The 22,222-nt window shown below is 49.1% G+C and carries 25 protein-coding genes; 22 read left to right on the plus strand and 3 right to left on the minus strand.

The window, feature by feature from the left end:
- Positions 1–76 precede the first annotated feature (76 nt).
- The gene (locus I2123_RS03820; RefSeq protein ID WP_053011970.1) at positions 77–2,644 is read right to left on the minus strand and encodes an AAA family ATPase; all 2,568 of its coding nucleotides are present in this window, start codon (positions 2,642–2,644) and stop codon (positions 77–79) included.
- 327 nt (positions 2,645–2,971) lie between these two features.
- On the opposite strand from I2123_RS03820, the gene I2123_RS03825 reads away from it, so the two are divergent.
- Genes I2123_RS03825 through I2123_RS03845 form a run of 5 tightly spaced genes read left to right on the plus strand, consistent with a single transcriptional unit; the run spans position 2,972 to position 7,648 of the window.
- Complete coding sequence (locus I2123_RS03825) at positions 2,972–3,379, plus strand: TIGR03757 family integrating conjugative element protein (protein ID WP_053011969.1); 408 nt, start codon at positions 2,972–2,974, stop codon at positions 3,377–3,379.
- On the plus strand, positions 3,376–4,323 hold the full coding sequence (locus tag I2123_RS03830) for a TIGR03756 family integrating conjugative element protein (RefSeq protein WP_053011968.1): 948 nt from the start codon (positions 3,376–3,378) through the stop codon (positions 4,321–4,323). The genes I2123_RS03825 and I2123_RS03830 overlap by 4 nt, the downstream gene beginning before the upstream one ends.
- An 18-nt stretch (positions 4,324–4,341) precedes the next feature.
- Positions 4,342–5,763, plus strand: coding sequence for an integrating conjugative element protein (locus I2123_RS03835; RefSeq protein WP_053011964.1), 1,422 nt, complete (start codon positions 4,342–4,344; stop codon positions 5,761–5,763).
- Between the two features lie 2 nt (positions 5,764–5,765).
- On the plus strand, positions 5,766–6,134 hold the full coding sequence (locus tag I2123_RS03840) for a hypothetical protein (protein WP_053011962.1): 369 nt from the start codon (positions 5,766–5,768) through the stop codon (positions 6,132–6,134).
- A complete protein-coding gene (locus tag I2123_RS03845; protein ID WP_053011959.1) occupies positions 6,134–7,648 on the plus strand; it encodes a conjugal transfer protein TraG N-terminal domain-containing protein in 1,515 nt (504 codons plus the stop codon). Before I2123_RS03840 ends, I2123_RS03845 begins: the two co-directional genes overlap by 1 nt.
- Positions 7,649–7,699: 51 nt before the next feature.
- On the opposite strand, the gene I2123_RS03850 is transcribed toward I2123_RS03845, so the two are convergent.
- Complete coding sequence (locus I2123_RS03850; RefSeq protein ID WP_053011957.1) at positions 7,700–7,915, minus strand: hypothetical protein; 216 nt, start codon at positions 7,913–7,915, stop codon at positions 7,700–7,702.
- Between the two features lie 278 nt (positions 7,916–8,193).
- On the opposite strand from I2123_RS03850, the gene parM reads away from it, so the two are divergent.
- From parM to I2123_RS03930, 17 genes are all read left to right on the plus strand, one after another.
- Positions 8,194–9,153 carry a plasmid segregation protein ParM domain-containing protein gene (gene parM / locus I2123_RS03855; protein WP_053011955.1) on the plus strand — a complete coding sequence of 320 codons (960 nt, stop codon included), beginning with the start codon at positions 8,194–8,196 and terminating at the stop codon, positions 9,151–9,153.
- A gap of 2 nt (positions 9,154–9,155) precedes the next feature.
- Positions 9,156–9,530, plus strand: a complete 375-nt coding sequence (locus tag I2123_RS03860; protein ID WP_053011953.1) for a plasmid partitioning/stability family protein — start codon at positions 9,156–9,158, stop codon at positions 9,528–9,530.
- A gap of 1,229 nt (positions 9,531–10,759) precedes the next feature.
- Positions 10,760–11,665 (plus strand): integrase domain-containing protein, encoded by a 906-nt coding sequence (locus I2123_RS03865; protein ID WP_053011951.1) that lies wholly within the window; start codon positions 10,760–10,762, stop codon positions 11,663–11,665.
- 373 nt (positions 11,666–12,038) lie between these two features.
- The gene (locus tag I2123_RS03870; protein ID WP_053011949.1) at positions 12,039–12,326 is read left to right on the plus strand and encodes a hypothetical protein; all 288 of its coding nucleotides are present in this window, start codon (positions 12,039–12,041) and stop codon (positions 12,324–12,326) included.
- Positions 12,327–12,442: 116 nt separating this feature from the next.
- On the plus strand, positions 12,443–12,724 hold the full coding sequence (locus I2123_RS03875; RefSeq protein ID WP_053011947.1) for a hypothetical protein: 282 nt from the start codon (positions 12,443–12,445) through the stop codon (positions 12,722–12,724).
- Positions 12,725–12,824: 100 nt separating this feature from the next.
- The gene (radC, locus tag I2123_RS03880; protein ID WP_053012007.1) at positions 12,825–13,289 is read left to right on the plus strand and encodes a RadC family protein; all 465 of its coding nucleotides are present in this window, start codon (positions 12,825–12,827) and stop codon (positions 13,287–13,289) included.
- The gene (locus tag I2123_RS03885) at positions 13,237–13,863 is read left to right on the plus strand and encodes an antirestriction protein (RefSeq protein ID WP_080995074.1); all 627 of its coding nucleotides are present in this window, start codon (positions 13,237–13,239) and stop codon (positions 13,861–13,863) included. Before radC ends, I2123_RS03885 begins: the two co-directional genes overlap by 53 nt.
- Positions 13,863–14,105, plus strand: a complete 243-nt coding sequence (locus I2123_RS03890; RefSeq protein WP_053011945.1) for a hypothetical protein — start codon at positions 13,863–13,865, stop codon at positions 14,103–14,105. Before I2123_RS03885 ends, I2123_RS03890 begins: the two co-directional genes overlap by 1 nt.
- 84 nt (positions 14,106–14,189) lie before the next feature.
- Positions 14,190–14,531, plus strand: coding sequence for a hypothetical protein (locus I2123_RS03895; RefSeq protein ID WP_050073121.1), 342 nt, complete (start codon positions 14,190–14,192; stop codon positions 14,529–14,531).
- Positions 14,531–15,025 carry a hypothetical protein gene (locus I2123_RS03900; RefSeq protein WP_053011944.1) on the plus strand — a complete coding sequence of 165 codons (495 nt, stop codon included), beginning with the start codon at positions 14,531–14,533 and terminating at the stop codon, positions 15,023–15,025. Before I2123_RS03895 ends, I2123_RS03900 begins: the two co-directional genes overlap by 1 nt.
- Before the next feature lie 82 nt (positions 15,026–15,107).
- Positions 15,108–16,106 (plus strand): ArdC family protein, encoded by a 999-nt coding sequence (locus I2123_RS03905; RefSeq protein WP_053011943.1) that lies wholly within the window; start codon positions 15,108–15,110, stop codon positions 16,104–16,106.
- Between the two features lie 22 nt (positions 16,107–16,128).
- Positions 16,129–16,449, plus strand: coding sequence for a TA system toxin CbtA family protein (locus I2123_RS03910; protein ID WP_050915503.1), 321 nt, complete (start codon positions 16,129–16,131; stop codon positions 16,447–16,449).
- A gap of 93 nt (positions 16,450–16,542) precedes the next feature.
- Positions 16,543–16,983, plus strand: a complete 441-nt coding sequence (locus I2123_RS25410; protein ID WP_229769092.1) for a hypothetical protein — start codon at positions 16,543–16,545, stop codon at positions 16,981–16,983.
- Positions 16,980–17,234 (plus strand): hypothetical protein, encoded by a 255-nt coding sequence (locus I2123_RS25415; protein WP_244879877.1) that lies wholly within the window; start codon positions 16,980–16,982, stop codon positions 17,232–17,234. Before I2123_RS25410 ends, I2123_RS25415 begins: the two co-directional genes overlap by 4 nt.
- Before the next feature lie 239 nt (positions 17,235–17,473).
- The gene (gene copM / locus I2123_RS03920; RefSeq protein ID WP_050915504.1) at positions 17,474–17,833 is read left to right on the plus strand and encodes a CopM family metallochaperone; all 360 of its coding nucleotides are present in this window, start codon (positions 17,474–17,476) and stop codon (positions 17,831–17,833) included.
- 420 nt (positions 17,834–18,253) lie between these two features.
- A complete protein-coding gene (cueO, locus tag I2123_RS03925; RefSeq protein ID WP_050915505.1) occupies positions 18,254–19,849 on the plus strand; it encodes a multicopper oxidase CueO in 1,596 nt (531 codons plus the stop codon).
- Positions 19,850–20,276: 427 nt separating this feature from the next.
- Positions 20,277–21,569: a type II restriction endonuclease gene (locus I2123_RS03930; protein WP_213051837.1), complete on the plus strand. Its 1,293-nt coding sequence runs from the start codon at positions 20,277–20,279 to the stop codon at positions 21,567–21,569.
- 137 nt (positions 21,570–21,706) lie between these two features.
- On the opposite strand, the gene I2123_RS03935 is transcribed toward I2123_RS03930, so the two are convergent.
- Positions 21,707–22,141 carry a hypothetical protein gene (locus tag I2123_RS03935; RefSeq protein WP_046051778.1) on the minus strand — a complete coding sequence of 145 codons (435 nt, stop codon included), beginning with the start codon at positions 22,139–22,141 and terminating at the stop codon, positions 21,707–21,709.
- Positions 22,142–22,222: the final 81 nt, after the last annotated feature.

Raw genomic sequence — 22,222 nt, forward strand, 5'->3', positions numbered from 1 at the left:
AGGGTATTCATTAACCTGCCGTTATTGATTGTAGCGGGGCCACTCTATTACCAGTAAATGCCGATTAACAGTATTTTCAAACTGTACTTTTATCTCGCCGATCCTTCAAATTATCTCGCCACGTCTTGAGTGACTCGATATCAGCGCGAAGTTCCGGCTCTTCTGGAATTATTACAGGTACTTCAGTTGACTGGCTATGCTCATAGCAACTGTACTTGGTCATGAGGTCATCAATCAACTTGCAGTCCTCGACAGATATTTGCCGAACCCCGCCAAGACGGCCATCAGTTGTCACACTTCTTCGATGTCGTAGAACTACTTTATTGAGTAAGTCTTCCTCTACAGAGCGCTCTACCAGTTTACGAAAATCGCTGCAAACTCCTTGGGCCAAAGCCCGATAGGCTACCCCACCTCCAGCTTCACCGGCTTTTCTTGCAGCATCTAGCCGCGTGAGAAGAATATTGTTGGCTTTCTTAGTATTAGCATTCCAGACGTCTTGTGCTGCTGGATGACCTGCGATACCTGCATAAGCCTCGATACACATAGGGAGATAATGAGTATCCTTCCACGCTTCTCCAGCTTTTTTTGCCACATCTTCCAATGTACCATATAGCGATAGACGGTGAGTGAGGACGAGAACCTGCCGATTTTTGGCGAGTTCAACTAGCCTGCAGGCCACATGCCACTCAAAATCATTATCGAGAGATGAAATTGGATCGTCGAATACAAATGGCGCAGCGCCTGGTTTGTCCGAAACATCGGCTAGGAAAGCCGCAAGGGAAATAATTCTTCTTTCACCTTCACTGAGTATATTCTGAGGTTTGTCGTTTTGAACACCTTTCAGGCGTAGTTGGTGAAGCACGCGGGCATTTTGTGTTCGGGTTTTTACTAGTTCGACTTGTATCCGGGGAGCGCCGAGGGATTGTAGTTCGCGATTAAATCTTGCAACGTACGCTTCAGTAACTACTTTTTGCGTTATCTCAGCAGATTTTAGTGATACAGACCGGGAACCTGTAAGTCCTTTCCATGTATCATAATCCGCATGTTTTTTGAACCGCTCAACCTCAGCTTCAATAGCACCTTTTTGCTCCGCTATCCATTTTTTCGCTTCTAATCCGAGCTTTTCATTACTCGCTTTAACCCTGTCTAATTTCTGAGCATCTAACTCATGCTGAATAGCCTGAGATTCTAAGCTGTCACGATATGTTACAAGATTGGCTAAGTTTTCCCTCAGATCCTCAACTGGTTGAGCATGTTGGGTATGTTCGTGGGCTTGTAACGCAAGAAGAGATTGAGAGGTATGCTGCCAAGTTTTCCAGAGATAATTGTTCCATTCATCTGACAGACCTGCTGCGGTACATAGAGTATGAACTTGCTGTTCAGTTATAGCAGGAGAAAGCTGTTTCAATATTGATTGATAGAGAGTTTCTGCATTTTTTGCATCCCCTTCGAGCTTTGTGTTAACAAAACTCTCGAAGTCCGTGAGCCGTTGTTGTGCCTCTGTTGTGAGCTCTTGTTGGCAAAGAATGCAACGGGCATCGACTGTCACTGGGAATTGTGAATTTGGGTAAGGTATAGCAGAGAATTCTCTTGCTGCTTCCCACATTGCACGCCATGTCGGCGTACCTATTCCATCAAGTACTGAGGCCTGTACTTTGCCACCCTCAATAGCAATGTTTCGTTTTTCTATTGCCGACTTTCTTAGGGCTCGAATTGCCTCCAAATTATCAATCCCATATTCCCTTGAGGTTTGTGTGAGCTTGGTAATAAGTTGCTGTACTTCTGCGTTGGTCGCGCGCTTTTGCTTGGCCAGCGCTATAGGATCTTGAACTTTGAGGCGTTCATCTAGGTCTTTGAGTTGCTGTTCTTGTTCAGCAGTCCAATTAGTAATTGCAGCAAGCGTAGCTTGGGTCGCGTTACCTAGCACTTTATAAGTACTGGCAATTTCACACTGTTGGTATACGGGGGGAAGAGTTGGTAATGAGCTAATAAGCTTTGCTTGTTCAGCATCCAGTAGCGCTCTGATTTTCTCAATTTCTGCGGCAAGTCTTTCGAACAATCCCACGATTGGGGGGATGTAGGTCGCTGCACTTTCAGCGCTTAGGTAATGGTTTGCTTCGTCGCTATCAAATATGTCTATGGCTTTTAGCTCCTCGATTGGCGCGCTTCCTACGTGCCATTCGGTCGTGCTAGTTACACCATTCAACTGATACGCGATTTGGCATTTGCGTTCCTGCGGTGGTTGCAGAAACACATTCGCTTTCAAGTCAACGGCTCGTGGCTTACCTGAAACTTTTTTCAATACTCGTGTATAGCTGGATTTGCCTGAGCCGTTATGGCCATAAATTACGGTTAGATTTCCCGTTCCGAAGTCCAAAGGTTGCCGTGGCCCTAAGTTTTCAATACCACAAACACCTTCAATACGTGTCAAACGAAGCTCTTCGGTTACAAGTGAGGGTTGCATCAGACTTGCAAAGGTGCGGTGTTTGGTTACCTTTTGGCCTTCAGGGGTTTTCACCAACGCAACGAGATCTGATAGATCCTCCACGGTTAACTGACCATTATTAATAAGTCTATCTGCTGTTTCTTGAAACCATTCTCGTTGCTGCAGCAACCATGTTCGAATCTCTTTCTGAACGTCCATAATCCAACTCCTAGAAACTAGATATGCGAAGAGCCCCCTAAAATCTATCCAAGAACAATATTGCTATTATTTTGAGGGTTACCTGACCAAGCTCAGTTTACGACTGTTCCGTAACGTATTGTTAGGGATGAACATCGGCAACTCTGATTTGGATCACAACTTTTTGTCATTATAGAGTTTTACCGCAATCAGGCTTGGTCTATGGGCTATTTAGTCCTCTTATATCGTCACTTTCACATAATTTCCCCAAATGTATTTAGAGTTGTTTGCTGTTTTTGTCAGCAATGCGCGTCACCCTGCGGTTTTATCCCACAGGAGTAAAATGCGATGAAGAAACGTAACGCTGTGTTCCTGCTGGCTATCGGGTGCGCGACTATGTCGGCACAGGCGGCAACCGTGGTGTACACCGACAGTCAGCATCCCCCTACTCAATTAGATGCAGAGCATCGGGTCGTTTACCTGGATGCACCTGAGACGGTTCAGCGCGAGGTATTTGGTGCATTGTCGGCTGACCCTCGCCAGGCGGAGCAGCAGGCCAAGGCTGTGCTGCAATCCCCAGGCTGGCGGCAGAAAGAGCAACAGATAGCGCAGGCTTACCAGGGGGTTATCCAGGCTTACGGTATTGGGCTGAAGAAATACCCTGCTGTTGTGTTTGACGACCGCTATGTGGTGTACGGCACGACGGACGTTGCCCTGGCCGAAGCAAAACTGGCTGAACATAAGGTGGGGCAATGAACCTTATTCCCTTACGCCGTCATAAGCTGGCGACAACGTTGTTGTTGTGCAGTGCGGTACAACCGTTTACCGCTAGCGCAATCAACTCGGTAGCGATCGTCGCCAGTGCGATTTCTCCTACGTGCCTGGAGTACCGAATTGCCGGTGTCTGTTACTGGCTGTTCTGTACTGCGTGGGGATGTACGGTACGAACGTCTGTCAAGGTGAAGCACTACATCCCCAATGCGGTGGTGTCCAGCTATGCCCAGACCGGGGATAACCCCTGGTCGGAAGTAGCGATGCTGGGGACGGGTATTCCGGGTGTGGCTGAAGGCGGTGGTAATAATGAGCAGAAGCGAGGGCTGCGCAAAGACAACCTGCGCTTCAAGAACGCCGATGCGATTGGTCACCCTGCATTAGCCGCCCCTTTATTTAACAATTTCATGGGGTCGATGGGCTACACCTGCGCCGGTTCGGCCACGGCATTTGTGCCGTACTTCCTCAGTACCCTGGATGCACTGGTCTGGCGTACCGGCCTCCCTGAAACCCTCTACCCCGAAGCCTTGACGCCGGGGATGCGTGAAGTGGGTTCAACCGGGGATATGTGGGGCAATGTGTATCCCCGTGGTGGGTTTGTTACCCAGGTGGATGACTACAAAGCGGCCGCCGTTGTCGCACAACGCACGGCAGACATCATCACGCGTACCGGTCAGGTGCACGTCTATAACCCGATGACCGCCAGCCGCAGTGACGGATATTGGCCGCCCGACCCGGTGACGGAGAATACCGGCACCAAAAACCACAAATGGCAGCAATTGGTTCCCTCGGTTTCCTCCTCCTGTGCCGTGTTCCCGGACAGCAGCAATCCCATCGCGGCAGATGGCGCTTATGCCTGGGCGCTCTGGCAACCCTATTCCTGCTGCCAACGGCGCGGACAAACGTTCCTCTACAGCACTGATTTTTAACTCAAGGGAGTGTACACAATGACATTCAACGCATTTTTAAAGGCTGGTGCACTGGTGGGGGCTGCTCTGTTGGCTCTGAATCAACCGGCATTGGCGGTATTCGACATCACGGGCGAAGAGGCTAACGCCGGTTATGGCAAGGGAATGAAAGGGGCGGTAAACGACAACCTGTTTTATTCCATCGGTGGGGGAACAGTGATATCTCAACCCCCCAGTAGCAACAATATGGAGAAGATGGGGCTCGGTATCAGTTGGAACAATGACCTGATGTGCGGCAACTTCGATTTGAGTACCACGGTCAAGAACCAGCTTAACGGGGCGACGGACGGCTTTAAAAATATGATGGGGGATGTGATTAACGGTGCCACCGGCGCGGTCGCCAGTTTACCGGCGATGATCATCCAGCGGGCGAACCCGGGATTATACGAACTGCTGACCAATGGCGTCTTGCAGGCCAATGTGGCGTTCGATAAGGCTCAGCTTAACTGTCAGACGATGTCGAAGAAACTGGCTGATTACTCCTTGTCAGGCAAGTTGACGCAAACTGCTATCGGGGAAGAGTTTCAGAACGTGATAGCCAGCACATCAGACGCTATCCGTGCGGATGACAGTTTGAAGAAGTCCACAGGCAAAGAAGGGATGAAATGGGTCGGGGGGCAACAGCGAGGAGGGACAGGTCAGAAGGCGATCAAGCCCACGTATGATATTGCCAAAGCGGGTTACAACATCCTGAATAAGCAGTCGGCAACCAGTGATGCTGCGGTGAGTGCTTCAGCATGCAATGGTTCGTTGTGTCAAAAATACACCACCAGTGCTGAAGCAGCAGAGGCCGTCTCTAAAGTTTTGGGGGATCGTGCGCTACGAACTTGTGTGAGTGGCAGCGAGTGCAGCAGTGGTGGGCTGGAAAATGAGCCAGGCACCTCCACACCCGGTGAAGGTTTTTCTCCCACGTTGGAAAAGACCACCGAAGAGAATCAGGAGATCCTGGTCAAACTGGTGAACGGTAACCTGGTGCCTAACGCGACCAATCTGGCTACGTTGAAAACCGGTGATCTGGCCGTCACGCGTGGGGTTATCCAGGCGCTGAAGGATGACCCGGACAATGGCGCTCTGGTACAGCGTCTGGCCGGTGAATTGGCGATGGCAGACACTATAACGACGGCATTGGCGATGCGTCGTATGTTGATGGTGGGGCAATCAGAGCCGAGCGTGGCGGCTCAAGAGCTGATTGTGGCGGAGTCTGACCGCCGTCTGGAGTTTTTAGACCGGGAGATCCAGGCGCTGAAAAATGAGATGGAGATACGCAAGTCCATCAGTAACAACTCCATTCTGGTGGCGATCACCCGTCAGGAAGCGCGTGAGGTAGATAACAGCCTGCGTCAGAACAATCAGCAAAATGACAGTGCTGTCCAGGGACTCAGCAAGTCCACGGAGGAATAATCATGACGACAGCAAGAGTACCGAAGGCCGAGGGCCAACCAGTGAAAAAGACGCTGCGCCGGTGGCGTAAAGTTGCCGGTTTTATGTTCGGCATGGTAGGGATTTTGCTACTGGGGGGATGCGCCACGGCATTGGGATTGTATCTGGCCGGAAATGAAACCGCACTGACGGATTGGTTGCAACAGGCGCGAGTGCCGCTGCTTATCTGGCGGTTAACGCTGTACAGCATCGTGGCCGCCATGTGGTTTCACCGTGTCCGGGCGACGTTGTTGCGTCAGGCTCCTTCACGGGGTGTGGTCTACCGGCTCGAAGTGATGATGGTGTGCCTGGCTTTGCTGATTGAATTTACCAGTTACCGTTGGGGGATGTGATGACGACGGACAGTTATCTGGAGTTTTTCCTGGTGTTCCTGGGCTGGCTGATTAATAACGCCCTGTGGACCATCATTACCACCACGGGATTGTTCGCGTTGCCGTTGGTGCTGAAGGTGGCCGGTGTCTGGCTGAAGGTGCGTACCGAAGGGGATGACGAGGGCAACAAGGGGGCGCTGGCGCTCCCTCGCATCGAGCAGGTGTTGTACGTGGCATTTGTGGTGATCCTGTTCTGTGCAATGCCGTTTAAAGAGGTTGATTTGACGGTCATGAAGTTTGACCAAACCCGCTCCAGGCAATGCGGCACCAATGTGCCCAAGCCGGATGAGTCGGGGTATGGTGGGTTGTTGACGGATTTCAACGGTCAGGTTGCCAAGGTGCCGATGTGGTGGTATCTGGTTCACAATCTATCAAAAGGGGTGACACATGCGGCCATTGCGTCTATCCCCTGTGGTATGGAGCTGCGCCAGTTGCGCTTTGAGGTGCAACATACTCAACTGATTGATCCGGTGACCCGACAGGAGGTACAGGAGTTCGCCAGCCAGTGCTATTCCAAGGCCTATTTCAAGCTGAAGTCCACCAATAGCCAACTTACTGATGCCACCATCAATTCGGTAGGTTGGATAGGCTCAAGCTATTTCCTGAATACAGGCGGATATTATGACTACTACACGTCTACCTCACCCCGTTCGCAGTGGCCTTACAGTGAGAGTCGGGATAGCGGTTATCCCGATGTGGGGCGGGGCGGGTATCCAACGTGCAAAGAGTGGTGGAGTACGTCCGGTACAGGGCTGAAAAGTCGATTGGCGGGAGCCTATAACACGAAAGTTGCCAACAGAATGAAGTTCGTTGACGGTGAAAACTGGGAGGAGAACCTGTTGCGTTGGCTGGTCAGCCCACAAAATACCCTGATGTCCGGGGGGCATGAAACCTATCTGGCGGGAAGCCAGCGGGGAACCGGGATAGCGCTTGATAGCAGTTTTAAACAGATGGTCAGTGGCCTGGGGGCATTCTCGGCCCAGGCAACCCAGTTACCGGCGTTTGATGCGTTGCGCCAGGCGTTGCCAATGGTGCATGGCATCCTGATGATGGCACTGGTCATTTGTATCCCCCTTGTGATGCTGTTCGGTGCTTATGACCCCAAGGTGGTGGTCACGCTGACGTTTGTCATGTTTGCAATGACGTTCGTGACATTCTGGTGGGAACTGGGCAGTTGGCTTGATGATCGGCTAATCGAGATTGTCTACACCGGCGCTCGCGGGTATTACAACTGGTTCAGCAGTGTTGGGGCTGAAGGCTGGATTATGAATCTGGTACTGGGGTCGATGTTTGTGGTACTGCCAGCATTTTGGTTTGGGGCTATAAGTTGGAGTGGTGTGCAGATTGGAAGCGTGATATCTCAAGCAGTAAGTAAATCCAGTGAAGGAAGCCAAGCTGCAGGGGCTAAGGGCGGTAAAATCGCTACTGATACAGCTAAAGCGGTAGTGACAAAGGGTATGTCTTCTAAAAAATAAACTCAATATCTCGTAACCTAGGTAATAGTTGAGATGTTTCAGCTATTACCTTTATTCATCATCGCTTCTAATATCACCAACGTAAAAACCATATCCACTATGCCCATCTCTCCATCCGTCCCCGCGTTCATTTTCTAAAGGGTCGTTTGATGTTTTGCTTGAGCCTGCCGTAAAAATAAATGCTAAGACGGAAAACACCATCTTCACTGCTTCAACTAATCCCTTGGCGATACCACTCCAGATATCATCCTGCGTTTTGTTAGCCATGCTTTCTCCCTCATTTTATCTGCTTATCATGACATGGTCACCTTACGGCAGCGGTGATGCAAAAACAACCTGTTTACTGCATGAAGGGTGACGCAATCTGAGACAAATCATTACTCACTTTGAGTCAGTGCAGGGGGATCGCGAGGCCGGGAAATTATAATTTTCTCAATTTGAGTTAAAAATAGACTCACTTTGGGGTTTGTCAGAAGGTGGGCGTGTTTTCACACGCTCATTTTTTCCCAATATGAGTCATATCACTACGCAATTAGAGACAAACTATGCTCAACGTATCTTGTGATGATGGATCGACCTACGTAAAACTGGCCTGGCTGGAACAGGGTGAAATCAAGACACATCTGTCGGGTAACAGTTTCAAAGATGGCTGGAGCCCTGCCATCCTGGGAACGCGAAAAGTGTTCAACTATACCGTTGACGGGAAAAAGTATTCGCATGATTTGGGAAGCACCGCCGCGATTGGCACCACGCATGTCAGTTATCAGTACAGCACCACGAACCTGCTTGCCATTCATCATGCCCTGCTGACATCGGGTTTACCACCACAGGAAATTGCACTGACGGTCACCCTGCCGGTGACGGAGTTTTTCGATGCGGATAACCAGCCGAATGAGGCGAATATAGAGGCGAAGAAAAATAATGTTCTGCGCGATATTTCGTTGAATAAAGGAGAAACCTTTAAAATTAGAGATGTGAAGGTGATGCCTGAGTCCTTGCCTGCGGCATTAGCTTCTATCATTGCTGACGAGGTTAATCCGCTGGAGCGTAGCTTGATTGTTGATTTAGGCGGTACAACGCTGGATTGTGGCATTATACAGGGTGCTTTCGAAAGTATTACCGAAGTTAAAGGGAATGCAGATATTGGGACATCTCGAATTAACCGGGCAGTGATGAATGCATTAATGAATGCCTCGACCCCAAGTAGCTATTATGTGACGGGGGAAATAATTAAGAATTATTTAGATGAGGAGTATTTACAGACTCTCATTAATGATGTTGAACAGATAAGTCATATCCAGTCGGTAATAAAAATGGAATCCGCCTCCCTGGCTGATGGGGTAAGAAATGAAATTGAATCTTTCAGCGGAATACACCGTATATATCTGGCAGGGGGAGGTGCGGAAATTATTTATTCGTATATCAAGGAATATTTCCCTCTCCATAAAGTGAGTAAAGTAGATGAGCCACAATTCGCATTGGTTAAAGCGATGGTCAGAGCTTAATTATGGATGATAAACGAAAGAAGATTATTGCGTATTTACACCCATCAATATATCCGCAAGATATATTGACTCAGCAATATGTTGAGAGTTTGCCAGCAAAGGTTCGTGGTGATTTTTACCGGCAAGCCATTATTTGCGGGGCTGCATTATCATCTATTGATCCTCGGCTGGTTAATTTGATTAGTGGTTTTTTTAATAGTGAGATTACCGCAGGAAATGTGATCGGATTGATAGAGCAGGTAACAGGTCATCCCTCAGGAATAACGAATAATGATGTTATTTTCCCTGTATCTAAAAGTGCTGAGAATGATATAAAACCGGCAGTTAAACTGACGGAGAAAAAAGCGATTGAGAACCTGTCAATGTTGAAAAAATAAAGTGAGTTATGCACATATCCACGGTCAGAAAAGCCAGTGAAGCCGGGGGCCACCCAGCACCCCGGCAAACGGGAGCGGTCTGTGAGCGGGGCAAGCGAACAGACTCTGGCGGTGGGTATGTGCAAAACTCCGTCTCTTCTGCTGCATATATCCCCGCCTTGTTTCTGTTGAAGATCTCCGAACTCTCCTTTATGATTCCCCCGTTCTATCGTTGTCGATGACAACAGCCAATGCTTTCAGCGCAAGGAGTGCGCAGGTGATCTGAGAGAAGCGCCCTAGGGTGATCACACAGCCAAAGTCATACGGAGAGAAGCGTGGTCTGAGACTGACGCTTTCGAGCGACCACAGCCAATGCGACCCTAACCTGAAAGGACGCGCTTTAGAGCGGTAACCCCCCTGAACCTTTGAGAGCGGGGATCGCAGTTCACTGCGATGAAGGTGCACTTATCCACTCACAGACCGTCAGTTTCATCACGACAACTGACACCCCAGCGGGAAACTTCCCGGCGGGTTTAGTTTCTCCATGACCAGGAGAAACATCACGTCTATACCCTTATCTTTTTGGACCGACGTCCAGCAATCCCGGCAACATTTGCGGCGTTCTGCTATGACAATTGGAACATTTGGCATCTGCAGAAGCGGCATTTGGCACGGGAGTTGCGCAGCGCGTCACTTGTGTAATTGCGAAGCATATACCAAGTGACGCGCAAAGCGCATAACGGACGAACCCACGTAATACGGGCTTTACCAACGTCTTCTACGCTCTGACCGACACGTAGTACCCTGTCCGAACCAGGGGCTACGGAACGTCCAGCGCAGTAAAAGGCCATTTTTTAAACCATCGCGTCGTAAAAACGGGGTAACCCCATGAAGACGCTTATCTATGAAATAAAGGAGAACAATCGACTCGGTAACGATGGCAACATCAGCGAAAGCTGATGGATGGAGGTGACCTGGCAATAGTCAGGTACCGGCGCAAGCCGCAAGCAGCTCAGCGAGCTGTGGATACCTCACAAGAACTCAACATTTTGCCACCCCGATGCACAGTTATCAGTCGAGCCGCAGGAAGCGCAAATCAAACCGTGTCGTCGGGGCCAGGATGTATCACCGTCGTGCTGAACGTTGTTCAGACGTTTTGTCGTACATCAAAAATGCAGTTCGGTACGTCCTTCATCCTTCGAGACGAAGGCGGTAATGTCGTGCGTTTTTCAGGACGAAAGGAGTGGGGGATGTCGAGAGCCAATAAGCAGTTAAGTAAGCAATTGATCACATTGGCCCGAAAATCGGGCGGAAGTTTTAAAACTGTTTCAGATCGCGCCAGAATAGCGTCTCGTTTCGCAGAAAGTATGTTGAAATTAAATATCCAGATTCGCGATGTCAGTAATATAAAAACCAATCATGTTGAGCTATATATAAAAAATCGTCAGTCTGAAAACATATCAAAACGGACGATACAAAATGAAATGGCGGCTATTCGGGCGATGTTTTCTACTGCTGGCAGGACGAAACTCGCCGATCCAAATCATGAACGATTAAGTAATTCTGCACTCGGTTTATCTGGGGCCAGTCGTGACGGTTCTAAAATTGCTATTTCAGACGAGCGCTATCACGCAGCGCTCGCCCAGGTCCGTAATAAAGACGAAGGTGTTGCCGCTGCAATGCAATTAGCCCGTTGTTTAGGATTAAGAACAGAAGAGACTGTTCAATCCGCCAAGTCATTAAAAACTTGGCGGCAGGCATTAAATAAAGGTGATGAGCGTATACGGATTGTATTCGGAACCAAAGGTGGACGCCCGAGGGATACCACGGTTGTGGATCGCGAAACGGTTATTCGTGCAGTCAATGAAGCGATAAAATATGTTGATAAACACAATGGGCGATTAATAGATAAGCCTAACTTGCACTCTGCTATTGATCGATATAGAAATACGCTCAAAGAGGCCGGATTAACGGGGAAGGAATCTCCGCACAGTCTGCGCTATGCCTATTCCCGAGAAGCGACGGAATATCATATGAATAAAGGATTGAGCCGAAAAGAGGCGGAAGCAATGGTCTCAATGGATTTAGGGCATGGGGACGGGCGCGGGCATTATGTTGCCAGGGTTTATAATAGAGTGGGTGATGATGAATTTTGATTGGCAGTGATAATTGCTGTCGGTTGTCCCTAGGATAGTTGTGTTTCTTGTAGGAATGGACTTGTCGAATACGTTTGAATTGTGTACGATTTTACATGCTAACCCGTTGTCTCTGACAACAGCCAATGTCCTGGTGATTTGAGAAGGACGCCTTCGGGCAATCACAAGCCAAAGCGACCATAACCTGAGAGGACGCGCTTTAGAGCGGTAACCCCCCTGAACCTTTGAAAGCGGGGATCGCAGTTCACTGCGATAAAGGTGCACTTATCCAACATGCCTTGGTTGGCATCCTATCTGATTGACTCACCCTCAAGGGAACACGCTTCCCTCCAGGGGATAGGTGTTCCCTTATTTTTTGCGTAAGGAAACATCTATGGACTCACACAAAGACAAAGAACTGGCTTTTTTACCGGTATCTATCACGTTATCGGCCTGGGATCGCGCCGTAGACCGCTTCAGCATCGCTGAGTGGGAACGTCGGCAACTTGCGCTGATAAAAGCAGCGCAAGATGCCTGGAGTAAGCGGCCAGCTCCTTCCGATACGAAAGTGACATTTTCGTTAACCCTGTTTGTTCATCTGGGGGAGGAATCTGTCGAGCTTACAGAGAGCTTCCTGGTGAAATATGACGATTACAAACTGATAATTACTTCAGCGAGCTAATGGCACTTGTCTCTGCCGGGATACTTTTCCCCTGGCAGAGATTTTCATTCTCACTTTTACGGGAGCCGATCCCCGTAAAGGGATGACTCCCTGTCATATTTGATACGGAGTGACTTATGACAACCTTTGTTCTTGTCGCGGAATACCGGAATGCAACGGACCGTATGTTTACCCTGGCGAATGCCCATTTCTGCGCCTGTGTTGGGAATGATGAGCGGCGTTCATGGCGGGGAAGTGCGCAACGTCATCTTGCAGAACTGGAAAATCTGAGCTGTAAGCGAGCGAGTGAGCGTGACCGGCGATGTTTTAGCCATGCCAGTCGTTTATTGCGTGAACGTATAGCGATGGTGAATGAGCACGGCGAGATGTTGTTACCCACTTCGGTGGTGAACCGTTAACTCGGAACATCATACATTTTACACGATCCATGATCTTCACCTGGTCAGGCTGAGCACTGCCCGACTGGGGTGGTGTATGCCGATTTTTCGGGAGTACCCCATGCAATATGAAACTCATGAGCAACATATCATTACCCAGGCTATCGGTTTGCTGGCGCGCGAGTTACAAGCCCGCACGGTAGTGATCACCGAACCAGATGCTGCACGCAACTATCTGCGCCTGCAATTGGAAAGACAGCAGCGTGAGGTGTTTATGGTGATGTACCTGGATACTCAGCACCGCCTGATCGCCAGTGAGACGGTATTTACCGGCACGTTGGCCTCGGTCACTGTTCATCCCAGGGAAATCGTCAAGCAGGCTCTGGCCTACAATGCTGGCGCGGTGATCCTGGCGCACAATCATCCCTCGGGCATGGCTGAACCCAGCCAAGCGGATCGGCTTATAACTGGCACCTTGATCACCGCACTGGCATTAATTGAGGTGCGGGTACTTGATCATCTGGTGATTGGCCATGGAGAAGTCGTCTCGTTTGCCGAGCGTGGCTGGCTCAACGCGCCCCACTGATTTGCATCTTCGCCACTTCGGTGGTGAACGGCACAGAACCTTATTTTTACTCAATCCTTTGTGGGACGTGTCCCCCAAAGGGCAGGTTCCGCTCTTTTTTTGGAGAAAACCTGGAATGACACAGATGACAAAAACACCCGCCGTAACGGCGGAGAACACGGACTGGATGACCGGTTTCTACAACCTGGTTTCGGTACTCGTCCAACAGGAGTTTTCCCAGGACAGTGCCACGCTCCATGTGGTCAGCTTTACTCAGATGTGCTACGCCTATGCCCGTAGGTTCAGTCAGGACTATGGCGAGGACTATGGCAGTGATTTCTGGCACTGGTATACCCAATCCGATGGCGGGTTCTTTGTCTGTCCGCAGACGGAGAAAACCTATCGGGTTGAGGTGCACTCAAACTATTACCGAGGTGAGATGAGTGCCCAGGCGTTGGGAATGACGGTGTCATTGTATGCCCTGTGCGTCCTGGCAGAATCGGGTCATGACTTTCTTATCGAGAGCTACCACCGACTGCGTGATTTTGCAGTGCGGCATCCTGAATGGGCTGCTATTGGCGGGGCGATTGACTGATGGCCGCTATCTTAACCGTGGCTGAAGCCATTCAGAAACTTCAACGACATGCGGATCAGGACGAAGTGATCCTGCTGGATCTGTGGTACGCCGAAGATGTTCAGTCTCAGGACGAGACGGCGACCCCTGGCGAAGCCATAGCAGCCCTTGAACAGGCTATTCATGATTTCGATGCCAACACAGGGATCTGCTGGTTAACGCTTGAGGCCGCATTGGAGGTTGTTCGAACCCAGGGCCGCTAAATCGTTGTTTTTATTTTACTTACCGATAGGGACTGACTTCCCTATCGGGGGTAAGTCCCATTTTTAATTATAAAGGAACTTACCATGATGACGACAAATCAGGCCAACGGCCCCTTTTCTCTCGATGACTTGTGCGAACTGGCAAACCTTGAAGGCGATTTGCGGGTGATTGCCGCGCATGAGCAATTGGATATTGGCACACAACCGGATGAAGACGGCTTTACCGATAATGTCTGGGAGATTGCCAATCTGGCACAAACGTTTGCTAGAAAATGTGGGTTGGATCCACTCCGTTATACCCATCCGTCCTGCAAAGTTTTGTTCGATGATGTCATTGCTCTGGGCAGAATGGTTTGCCCTGGAGCCTGGGACCACTTCTTTGAAGCGGGGCTAGAGGAATCAAGAGCAATTTTGGAGGGATGGTAATGCGTCGATGTTACTTCTTCACCCCTATCCAGACGGTTCCCCATGAGGCCTGGAGTGAGCTGTGCCGTGCAATAACCCGAGTGCATCATCGGGTTCGCAACGAGTCGGTTTTTTGCTGGCTGGGTAAACCCCTGACTGTCTATGACCACAGTGGAACACAACCACTGAGGTATGACGACAGTATGGTGGGGCTGGGCGTTATCTCCTTTAACGGTGATTTTGGCGCAGGCCTGTCAGGTGACCCGCTTTGCCTGGTTCGGTTGTTTTCCTCCGAACGGCGGCAAAGTCAGTGCAATACCTTCCATCATCCTTACGATTTTATGGTGATGGCGGTACTGCTGCTGGTCAGCCATTATTGTCCGACGTGCTACGCCCTTCATTCGACGGTCGGACGTACCGAGTGGCAACAGGTGAGTGACTGGTTAAACACCCACTTACATCTGGCGGTGATGTTACCACCAGGGCTTCAACACACTGACGCTATTATCGATTAATACGATTCTAGCACTGACAACCCTTGCGGGGATTTATTCCCGCAAGGGGGTAAGTCCCCGTTTTTTATGGAGAGGACTTACCATGACAACGAAACAAACCAGGAAAAAGGCAGCATCACGTCACCAGGATAAAGTGGACCTGTTCCAGGTCGTGACGGATAAAATCGTCGCGGCGCTGGAAAAGGGCACGTCTCCGTGGCGCAAACCGTGGCGTACTGTTGCCGGTGGCCGTTCGGTCAGCATGAGCGGGTTACCGGCCAACGCCATTACTGGGCGGGCCTACAGCGGTATCAATGTGTTGCTGCTGTGGATTGATGCAGCGGAGAAGGGGTTTACCTCACACCGCTGGCTGACGTTCAAACAGGCACTGGATGTGGGCGGTAACGTGCGTAAAGGCGAAAAATCCACACTGGTGACCCTGTTCAAGCCGTTTGAGAAAAAAGAGACGGACGAGCAAGGCAAGCCTCTTTTTGATGAACAGGGTAACGCCGTGGTCTCCAGGCGAAATTTCATGACCAGTTTTCACCTGTTCAACGTTGAGCAGTGTGAGAATTTACCCGAGAAACTGCTGACGCCGGTGAGTGTGGCCGGTGACGCTGAGGAAACACCCGAGCGACATGATATTGAGCGTATCCAGCGGGCAGAACAGGTGGTTGTCTGCAGTGGTGTACCGGTGGTACACCGGCATCAGGATCAGGCGTTCTACAGCCCTGGAGCCGACCGTATCACGATGCCGGAAGCGGTGCAGTTCCATCGCCCGGCAGATTACTACAGTACGCTGTTGCATGAGCTGGTGCATTCTACCGGCCATGTCTCCCGATTGGCGCGAGAAGGCATCACGTCTTCTTCACGCCGGTTTGGGGACCCGGTGTACGCGTTCGAGGAACTTGTCGCGGAAATCGGTTCGGCATTCCTGTGCGCCGAAGTGGGTATCCAGGGTGATGTTCAGCATGAGAGTTATATTGCCTCATGGCTGAAGGCACTGAAAGAAGACAAAAAGGCCATCTTCCAGGCAAGCCGTTTTGCCCGTGAAGCCTTTGAGTACCTTATTTTACGTGAACAAGCCCTGGCTGCCGCCTGAGCCGCTATTGGAGGAAGACACGATGGACACCACTGCAATTCGCGAATACCAAAAGATAGCGGCGTTCCTTCTGGAGAAACACTTTGGGCTGACGTTGAACGATACCAACTTTCATGATGACGATGTCGTTATGGGATTGGTTGGGCTCAACATTCCCGTTTATGAAGCGATCAACCACTTGGTAGAAAAATACCAATTGGACCGGATAGACCAGAACGACTGGTCTCCCCGAAGTCCGCTGTTAACCTCAAGCAACTTTATGGTTGCCGTATTGGAGCTTGTACCAGAGAAAGTCCAGCTTGTCCGTATCGATGAAACGGATGAGAAACTGATGCAGCACTGACTTTTCACCCAAGGTTAGCCAATAACCTGCCACTCCCCAGGGGAAACATTTCCCTTGGGGGATGTTTCCCCTTTTATTTCAGGAAACATCCTTATGGCAAATCCCAATCCGCATGTTGCGGAATTTATTTCATTATTTAACCAGACGGCCCGTTATCATCATCGTTATGAGGTTTTCCGGGATTTTGTACAGATGGCTGCGTGCGCAGTCCACAATCAGGTCGCATTTTCACGGCAGCTTGAGGACGAGTACCTTAGCCTGGTCAAACGGTATGAACGTGAAGACGTCAATCGCATGGGAAAGTTGTTGGGTATTCTCCGGTGTGGCCTGGGCCTGCAGCAGCCGATTTACGATGATGTTCTCGGCAGGATATTCATGAGTCTGGAGCTGGGCGATGCAAGACGTGGGCAATTTTTCACGCCGTTTGATATTTCCCGGATGATGGCAAAGATGGTGGTTCATGACCTGGACAGTGAGTTGAAGCGAAAGCCGTTCCTGACGTGGGTGAACCAGCCTGTGGTGCCGGTGGGATGATTATCGCGGTGGCCGAGCAGTTTAGCCAGGCGGGATACCCTCCACAGCGATGGATGTTTGCAAGCTGTGTTGATATTGATCCGGTCGCAACTGCGATGTGCTATCTGCAGTTGTCTTTGTTGCAGATCCCGGCAGAAATTATCACCGGCAACTCGCTAACGATGCAATGCTGTCGCGTTATGCGAACACCTGCTTACTATCTTCATGGCTGGTCGGTACGCTTGGATAGCAACGAAAAATCAGTAGCATGATCTTAAGTTCAACGCCCCGGTATCGGGGCGTTTTTTTAAAGATTACTCTTCGGTTTCATCGAGGATAAGTAGAGTGTGATAAAGGAGGCAACAGGGCTGCGGTTTAATACTGCCGTGGGGCGTTGATCTTACCGCTGAATATCAATACGGCGTTGTCTGTGCGCTTACGACAAATCGGCCAGAATTGCAGATAACAGCTATACTTTCTAGCGAACTAATTAACTTGAAAGGGTAGTAAAATGAATAAGAAAATGTTGTTCCTAACAGTGTTGTTAATGTCACCTATGGCGGTCTTCGCCGCCAACCAGACCATGCAAATGGGGGCGCATGGATCACTGTCTCCTGCATCTCAAGAGTTGATGGCTGGGATGAAGACTATGCATGATGACATGATGGCGGGAGTAATGTCATCGGATCCAGATGTAGCCTTTGCTAAAGGGATGATTGCTCATCATCAGGGGGCCATTAAAATGTCGGAAACACAGCTTAAATTTGGCAAAGATCCCGAAATGAGAAAGCTGGCAGAAGAAATTATAAAAGCCCAGCAACCAGAAATCGACCAGATGCAGGGGTGGCTAAAAAACCACCAAAAACAATAAAGTGGCTTTAGGTCATCGCTGCAACCAGCCGTGGATTTCTCATAAAGAAGTGAGAAGGTGAAATTTGGTTGAGGAGGCGGAAGACCTCATTGCATTGTCCGCGTTTTTTGTTCTAAATCATAAGGTTTATCAATGGCAATAGAAAAATACATACCATAATCGGAATGGACCCAAAATGATGGCGGTGGTCGCTACAGGTAAACCCTACATCATATGGAAACGATACAGCTAAAAGGTGATGCAGTGGGTAACTGCATCACTAACAGGTGCTATCTGATGGCACAATGATATCTTTGTTGATGTTACCCATGAAATTTATCGGGTTACTCGGCGTAAATGTTAAGTCATTTCATTAAAATCGATGTTTTCTGAAAGATATCAAGAAGCCATGTAATTAACCCTGAAACTCAGGAGTTGAATATGCAACGTCGCGATTTTATTAAGTTAAGTGCGGCATTGGGTGCTGCCACTACGTTACCTTTGTGGAGTTCTCGTGTTTTTGCAGCGGACTATCCTGCTCTACCAATCCCTCCTTTGTTAGAACCTGATGCCCAAGGTCAGATCGCATTAACCATTCAATCAGGGAAAACCCTTTTCCGAGGGACAACCGCTACTACAACATGGGGTTATAACGGTGCACTACTGGGACCTGCTTTACGTTTAAAAAAAGATAGTGATATTACTTTGTTAATTAAAAATCAATTAGCAGAAGCCACAACAGTTCATCTGCATGGTTTGGAGGTTCCTGGAAGTGCTGATGGCGGACCACAAGCAATCATTGAACCGGGCAAGAGCAGGAAAACACAATTCAAGGTTGATCAACAAGCAGCAACCTGTTGGTTCCACCCACATCCTCATCATATTAGTGGATACCATGTTGCCATGGGATTAGGCGGGCTTATCCTTATTGAGGACAAGGAAAGTAGTGCTTTAACCCTACCTAAAAATTGGGGGGTAGATGATATTCCAGTCATTTTACAAGACAAAAGGCTTAATAGTGAAGGGCAGGTTGATTACAAAATGGATGTGATGACCGCCGCTATTGGCTGGTTTGGCGATCTGATGCTGACAAATGGCGCTGTGTACCCTCAGCATGTTTCACCTCGAGGTTGGTTACGCCTACGTTTTCTTAACGGTTGTAATGCGCGTTCCTTAAGATTGGCCACCAGTGATAAACGTGCCATGTATGTGATTGCCAGCGATGGAGGCTACCTTTCTGAGCCGGTAAAAGTGACAGAGCTACCCATTTTAATGGGGGAAAGATTCGAAGTCTTGGTTGATACGTCTGATGGAAAACCTTTTGATATTACTACCCTACCCGTGCGCCAAATAGGGATGACATTAGCACCATTTGATGAAGCTTTACCGGTTTTACATATAGAAACCACGCTAAGGCCCGGAGAGAGAAAGCTTCCAGACAATTTGGTGACACTCCCTGCTATTCCTTCAACTGAGGGGATTACACAGCGTTCACTGCTGCTGTCCATGGATCCCCAAGTTGATATGCAAGGCATGCAAGCTTTAATGGATAGGTACGGTGAGAAAGCTATGGCTGGAATGAGTATGGAGGACCATGGAAAAATGAAAATGGATCCTGCAATGTCAATGCACGGCAACATGATGCAAGGTATGGATCATGGTGATGTGCCGACAGATGGCAAAATTGATTTGTTTAATGCCAACTTCATTAATGGTTTACCATTCAACATGATGAAACCGATGTTTGATGCAAAAAAAGGTCAATATGAGAAATGGACTATTTCGGGAGTGGGGGACATGATGCTACATCCTTTCCATATCCATGGTACTCAATTCAGGATCCTCTCTGAGAATGGGCAACCACCGGCGGCGCATCGTCGTGGCTGGAAAGACACTGTTCATGTTGAAGGTGCAGTCAGTGAAGTCTTGGTGCAATTTAATCATCTGGCCCCTCCAGAAAAAGCCTTTATGGCACATTGCCATCTGTTAGAACATGAAGATACAGGAATGATGATGTCATTCACGGTTAGCGCATAATCTTACCCATGGCGCTCTCCATGGTGGAGCGCTATTAGTCTCGTATTACTGCATTTGACTAAAGCAATTATAAGGGTAATCGCCAGTAGCTCCGGAACATTTTAGGCAGCGTCGAAATGTCGGGGCGAAATTAGGTAAACGTGGCCAGTTTCGAGGGAGGCTAGGGACTAGCCTTGCACTTCAATCAGACTTTAGCGAAAGTTTCCGCTTAGCTATCACACCCCAGCCCATCATGATGGTCATATGTGGTAAAATTTTCAAGGAAGGTTCGCAATTTGGAGCCAATTTGGTTGTGGCTGTTATCACCCAGACTAGCTTAGACTATGCAGCGGGATATCACGTTCAGTCGTCAACCTGATTCGTTCTGCCATCTTAAAAAAGGTAGAGATCATCAATAGTTATCATGTTTTTTTCAAAAGGTTCTTCAATGGAGATGAATCACCAGAAACATATTCGTCATTTAATTGAACAATGGCGGCATGATCCTCAGGCCACTTATCACACATGGTTCTTATGGGATAAGCGCTTGAAGAATTTTCGGTCGATCCGGAACGGCATCAGCGTTGTTGTGGATGAGATAGAACAGGGAACATTTGGGGTGGCATACCGCGGTTCATCTCTTGAGACTATAGTGCATTCAGTTGCTGAACAAAAACAAATATTCAAAGGGGCGGATCACGCATTTCTTTGGAAACCCAAACTTCGCATTCCTGATATCTATGAAAATCCGCATAATCAGAAAGCTTTCGGTCGTCTGCTTCAGGCGTGTTCGTGTTCCGGGCAGGCTGATGAGATTATCCGCCATATTCAGACCATTGATAATGTGAAGATAAAGGGGCTTGGGCCCGCAGTCGCAAACCTCCTTTACTTCTTGCACCCTACCCATGTACCGCCTTTTAACACCGCGATAGTCAAAGGATTCAACGCACTTACCGGGGCCCGGGTCAAACTGGGAAGTTGGGCGCACTTTCTTGCAATGAGGGAAGGTGTTCTTACATTGAATGCCCGTTATCGTGATTTACTTTCTAACGATCTGGGTGCTATTGCTGGGCTTCTTTTTGATATTGGTTCAGGCCGTTACCCGGCCCCTCCTCTGGAAGATTCGAGTTCCGCTGTTGAAGACTGGAATACACATCTGCAGGAAGCCATTAATGCAAAAGAACTGAGCAAGGCGATGCGTCAGGAGGGCGAAAACGAACGGACACACAGCGAAATACAGGCATGGCTGCGAGATATCGGTAAAGGCCTTGGGTATGATGTCTGGATTGCTTCTAATGACCGAGGGCGTCAACACGAAGGTATCCCCCTTTCCAGAGGATGCCTTGAGTGCCTGCCAGAATCCATGACAACCGTGAAGGGGGCTGAAGCGACGAGGTTAATCGATGTACTCTGGTTTGCTCCTGAAGGGGGTATGGTTATCGCAGCATTTGAAGTGGAGCATTCTACGTCAATTTATTCGGGCATTGTCCGGATGTTGGATCTGGCACTGAACGGAAATGATTTCTCTGCCTCAACAGCTTTATTTCTGGTTGCTCCCGATGCGCGTGAAAAAGATGTTAGAAATCAACTACAGCGCCCCGCCTTCAGTAGGATCACGGATTTAAACATTTCCTATCTGCCTTACAGTGAGCTTGAAAAGAACAGGGATGCCATCGTACGTTTTGGTTCGGGTCTGAAAGCTATTAAAGCGATATCTCATTCGCTTACGTTTTCATCATAGTAAATCTGAGAAACAGGGCAACTGGCTATAAAAAAGTCCCCACTGGCGGGGGACGAAGTCAAAACAAAGCCCCTGCAGTCGGGGAAAATGCCATCATAAAGCGGCATTAACATGGGGACACACAGTTAGGGGCAGGATCAGTTAGTCTTAACTTGGCTACGATGTCTTTCGGCCTGTTGCTGATGAATTGCGGATGATTGCCCATTATTGGCTTTCTCATGGACGACGGCGGCTTTTTCATGCTCGTCCATTTCTGCGAATGCTTTTGATTTAGCTTTGTCATTCGGTGCCATATCGTCCATCATTTTCTTGTGCATTTCTGCCATATCCTGATGCGCAGGTGCACTGCCATTGTTCATGGTTTCATGCGACATGGCAGCTTTGCCATGTTCATCCATATCCGCCATTTTCACACCAGAACCCTGCACCGCAGAACCCTGTGTGGTTGACATATTTTGGTGTGCCATCGCTTGGGCATTCTTGACCTGGTCATGGGCATTCACGGTTTCGGCGGCCCAGGCTGAGGAAACAAAGGTCAAGGCAACAGCGGCAGCAATAATAATTTTCTTCATGGTGTAAACTCTCCAGCAATCGTCAGTAGGTGGTTCGCATTCCATTTATCCAACGTTAATTTATGGCGCGCTACCCTCAGT

Source organism: Rahnella inusitata (genome assembly GCF_018288855.1).
In the GTDB taxonomy this organism is placed as follows: domain Bacteria; phylum Pseudomonadota; class Gammaproteobacteria; order Enterobacterales; family Enterobacteriaceae; genus Rahnella; species Rahnella inusitata.

Coding starts and splice junctions, on each gene's coding strand:
- I2123_RS03820 (WP_053011970.1), bottom strand. CDS start 2,644: ATGGACGTTCAGAAAGAGATTCGAACATGGTTGCTGCAGCAACGAGAA.
- I2123_RS03825 (WP_053011969.1), top strand. CDS start 2,972: ATGAAGAAACGTAACGCTGTGTTCCTGCTGGCTATCGGGTGCGCGACT.
- I2123_RS03830 (WP_053011968.1), top strand. CDS start 3,376: ATGAACCTTATTCCCTTACGCCGTCATAAGCTGGCGACAACGTTGTTG.
- I2123_RS03835 (WP_053011964.1), top strand. CDS start 4,342: ATGACATTCAACGCATTTTTAAAGGCTGGTGCACTGGTGGGGGCTGCT.
- I2123_RS03840 (WP_053011962.1), top strand. CDS start 5,766: ATGACGACAGCAAGAGTACCGAAGGCCGAGGGCCAACCAGTGAAAAAG.
- I2123_RS03845 (WP_053011959.1), top strand. CDS start 6,134: ATGACGACGGACAGTTATCTGGAGTTTTTCCTGGTGTTCCTGGGCTGG.
- I2123_RS03850 (WP_053011957.1), bottom strand. CDS start 7,915: ATGGCTAACAAAACGCAGGATGATATCTGGAGTGGTATCGCCAAGGGA.
- parM (WP_053011955.1), top strand. CDS start 8,194: ATGCTCAACGTATCTTGTGATGATGGATCGACCTACGTAAAACTGGCC.
- I2123_RS03860 (WP_053011953.1), top strand. CDS start 9,156: ATGGATGATAAACGAAAGAAGATTATTGCGTATTTACACCCATCAATA.
- I2123_RS03865 (WP_053011951.1), top strand. CDS start 10,760: ATGTCGAGAGCCAATAAGCAGTTAAGTAAGCAATTGATCACATTGGCC.
- I2123_RS03870 (WP_053011949.1), top strand. CDS start 12,039: ATGGACTCACACAAAGACAAAGAACTGGCTTTTTTACCGGTATCTATC.
- I2123_RS03875 (WP_053011947.1), top strand. CDS start 12,443: ATGACAACCTTTGTTCTTGTCGCGGAATACCGGAATGCAACGGACCGT.
- radC (WP_053012007.1), top strand. CDS start 12,825: ATGCAATATGAAACTCATGAGCAACATATCATTACCCAGGCTATCGGT.
- I2123_RS03885 (WP_080995074.1), top strand. CDS start 13,237: ATGGAGAAGTCGTCTCGTTTGCCGAGCGTGGCTGGCTCAACGCGCCCC.
- I2123_RS03890 (WP_053011945.1), top strand. CDS start 13,863: ATGGCCGCTATCTTAACCGTGGCTGAAGCCATTCAGAAACTTCAACGA.
- I2123_RS03895 (WP_050073121.1), top strand. CDS start 14,190: ATGATGACGACAAATCAGGCCAACGGCCCCTTTTCTCTCGATGACTTG.
- I2123_RS03900 (WP_053011944.1), top strand. CDS start 14,531: ATGCGTCGATGTTACTTCTTCACCCCTATCCAGACGGTTCCCCATGAG.
- I2123_RS03905 (WP_053011943.1), top strand. CDS start 15,108: ATGACAACGAAACAAACCAGGAAAAAGGCAGCATCACGTCACCAGGAT.
- I2123_RS03910 (WP_050915503.1), top strand. CDS start 16,129: ATGGACACCACTGCAATTCGCGAATACCAAAAGATAGCGGCGTTCCTT.
- I2123_RS25410 (WP_229769092.1), top strand. CDS start 16,543: ATGGCAAATCCCAATCCGCATGTTGCGGAATTTATTTCATTATTTAAC.
- I2123_RS25415 (WP_244879877.1), top strand. CDS start 16,980: ATGATTATCGCGGTGGCCGAGCAGTTTAGCCAGGCGGGATACCCTCCA.
- copM (WP_050915504.1), top strand. CDS start 17,474: ATGAATAAGAAAATGTTGTTCCTAACAGTGTTGTTAATGTCACCTATG.
- cueO (WP_050915505.1), top strand. CDS start 18,254: ATGCAACGTCGCGATTTTATTAAGTTAAGTGCGGCATTGGGTGCTGCC.
- I2123_RS03930 (WP_213051837.1), top strand. CDS start 20,277: ATGGAGATGAATCACCAGAAACATATTCGTCATTTAATTGAACAATGG.
- I2123_RS03935 (WP_046051778.1), bottom strand. CDS start 22,141: ATGAAGAAAATTATTATTGCTGCCGCTGTTGCCTTGACCTTTGTTTCC.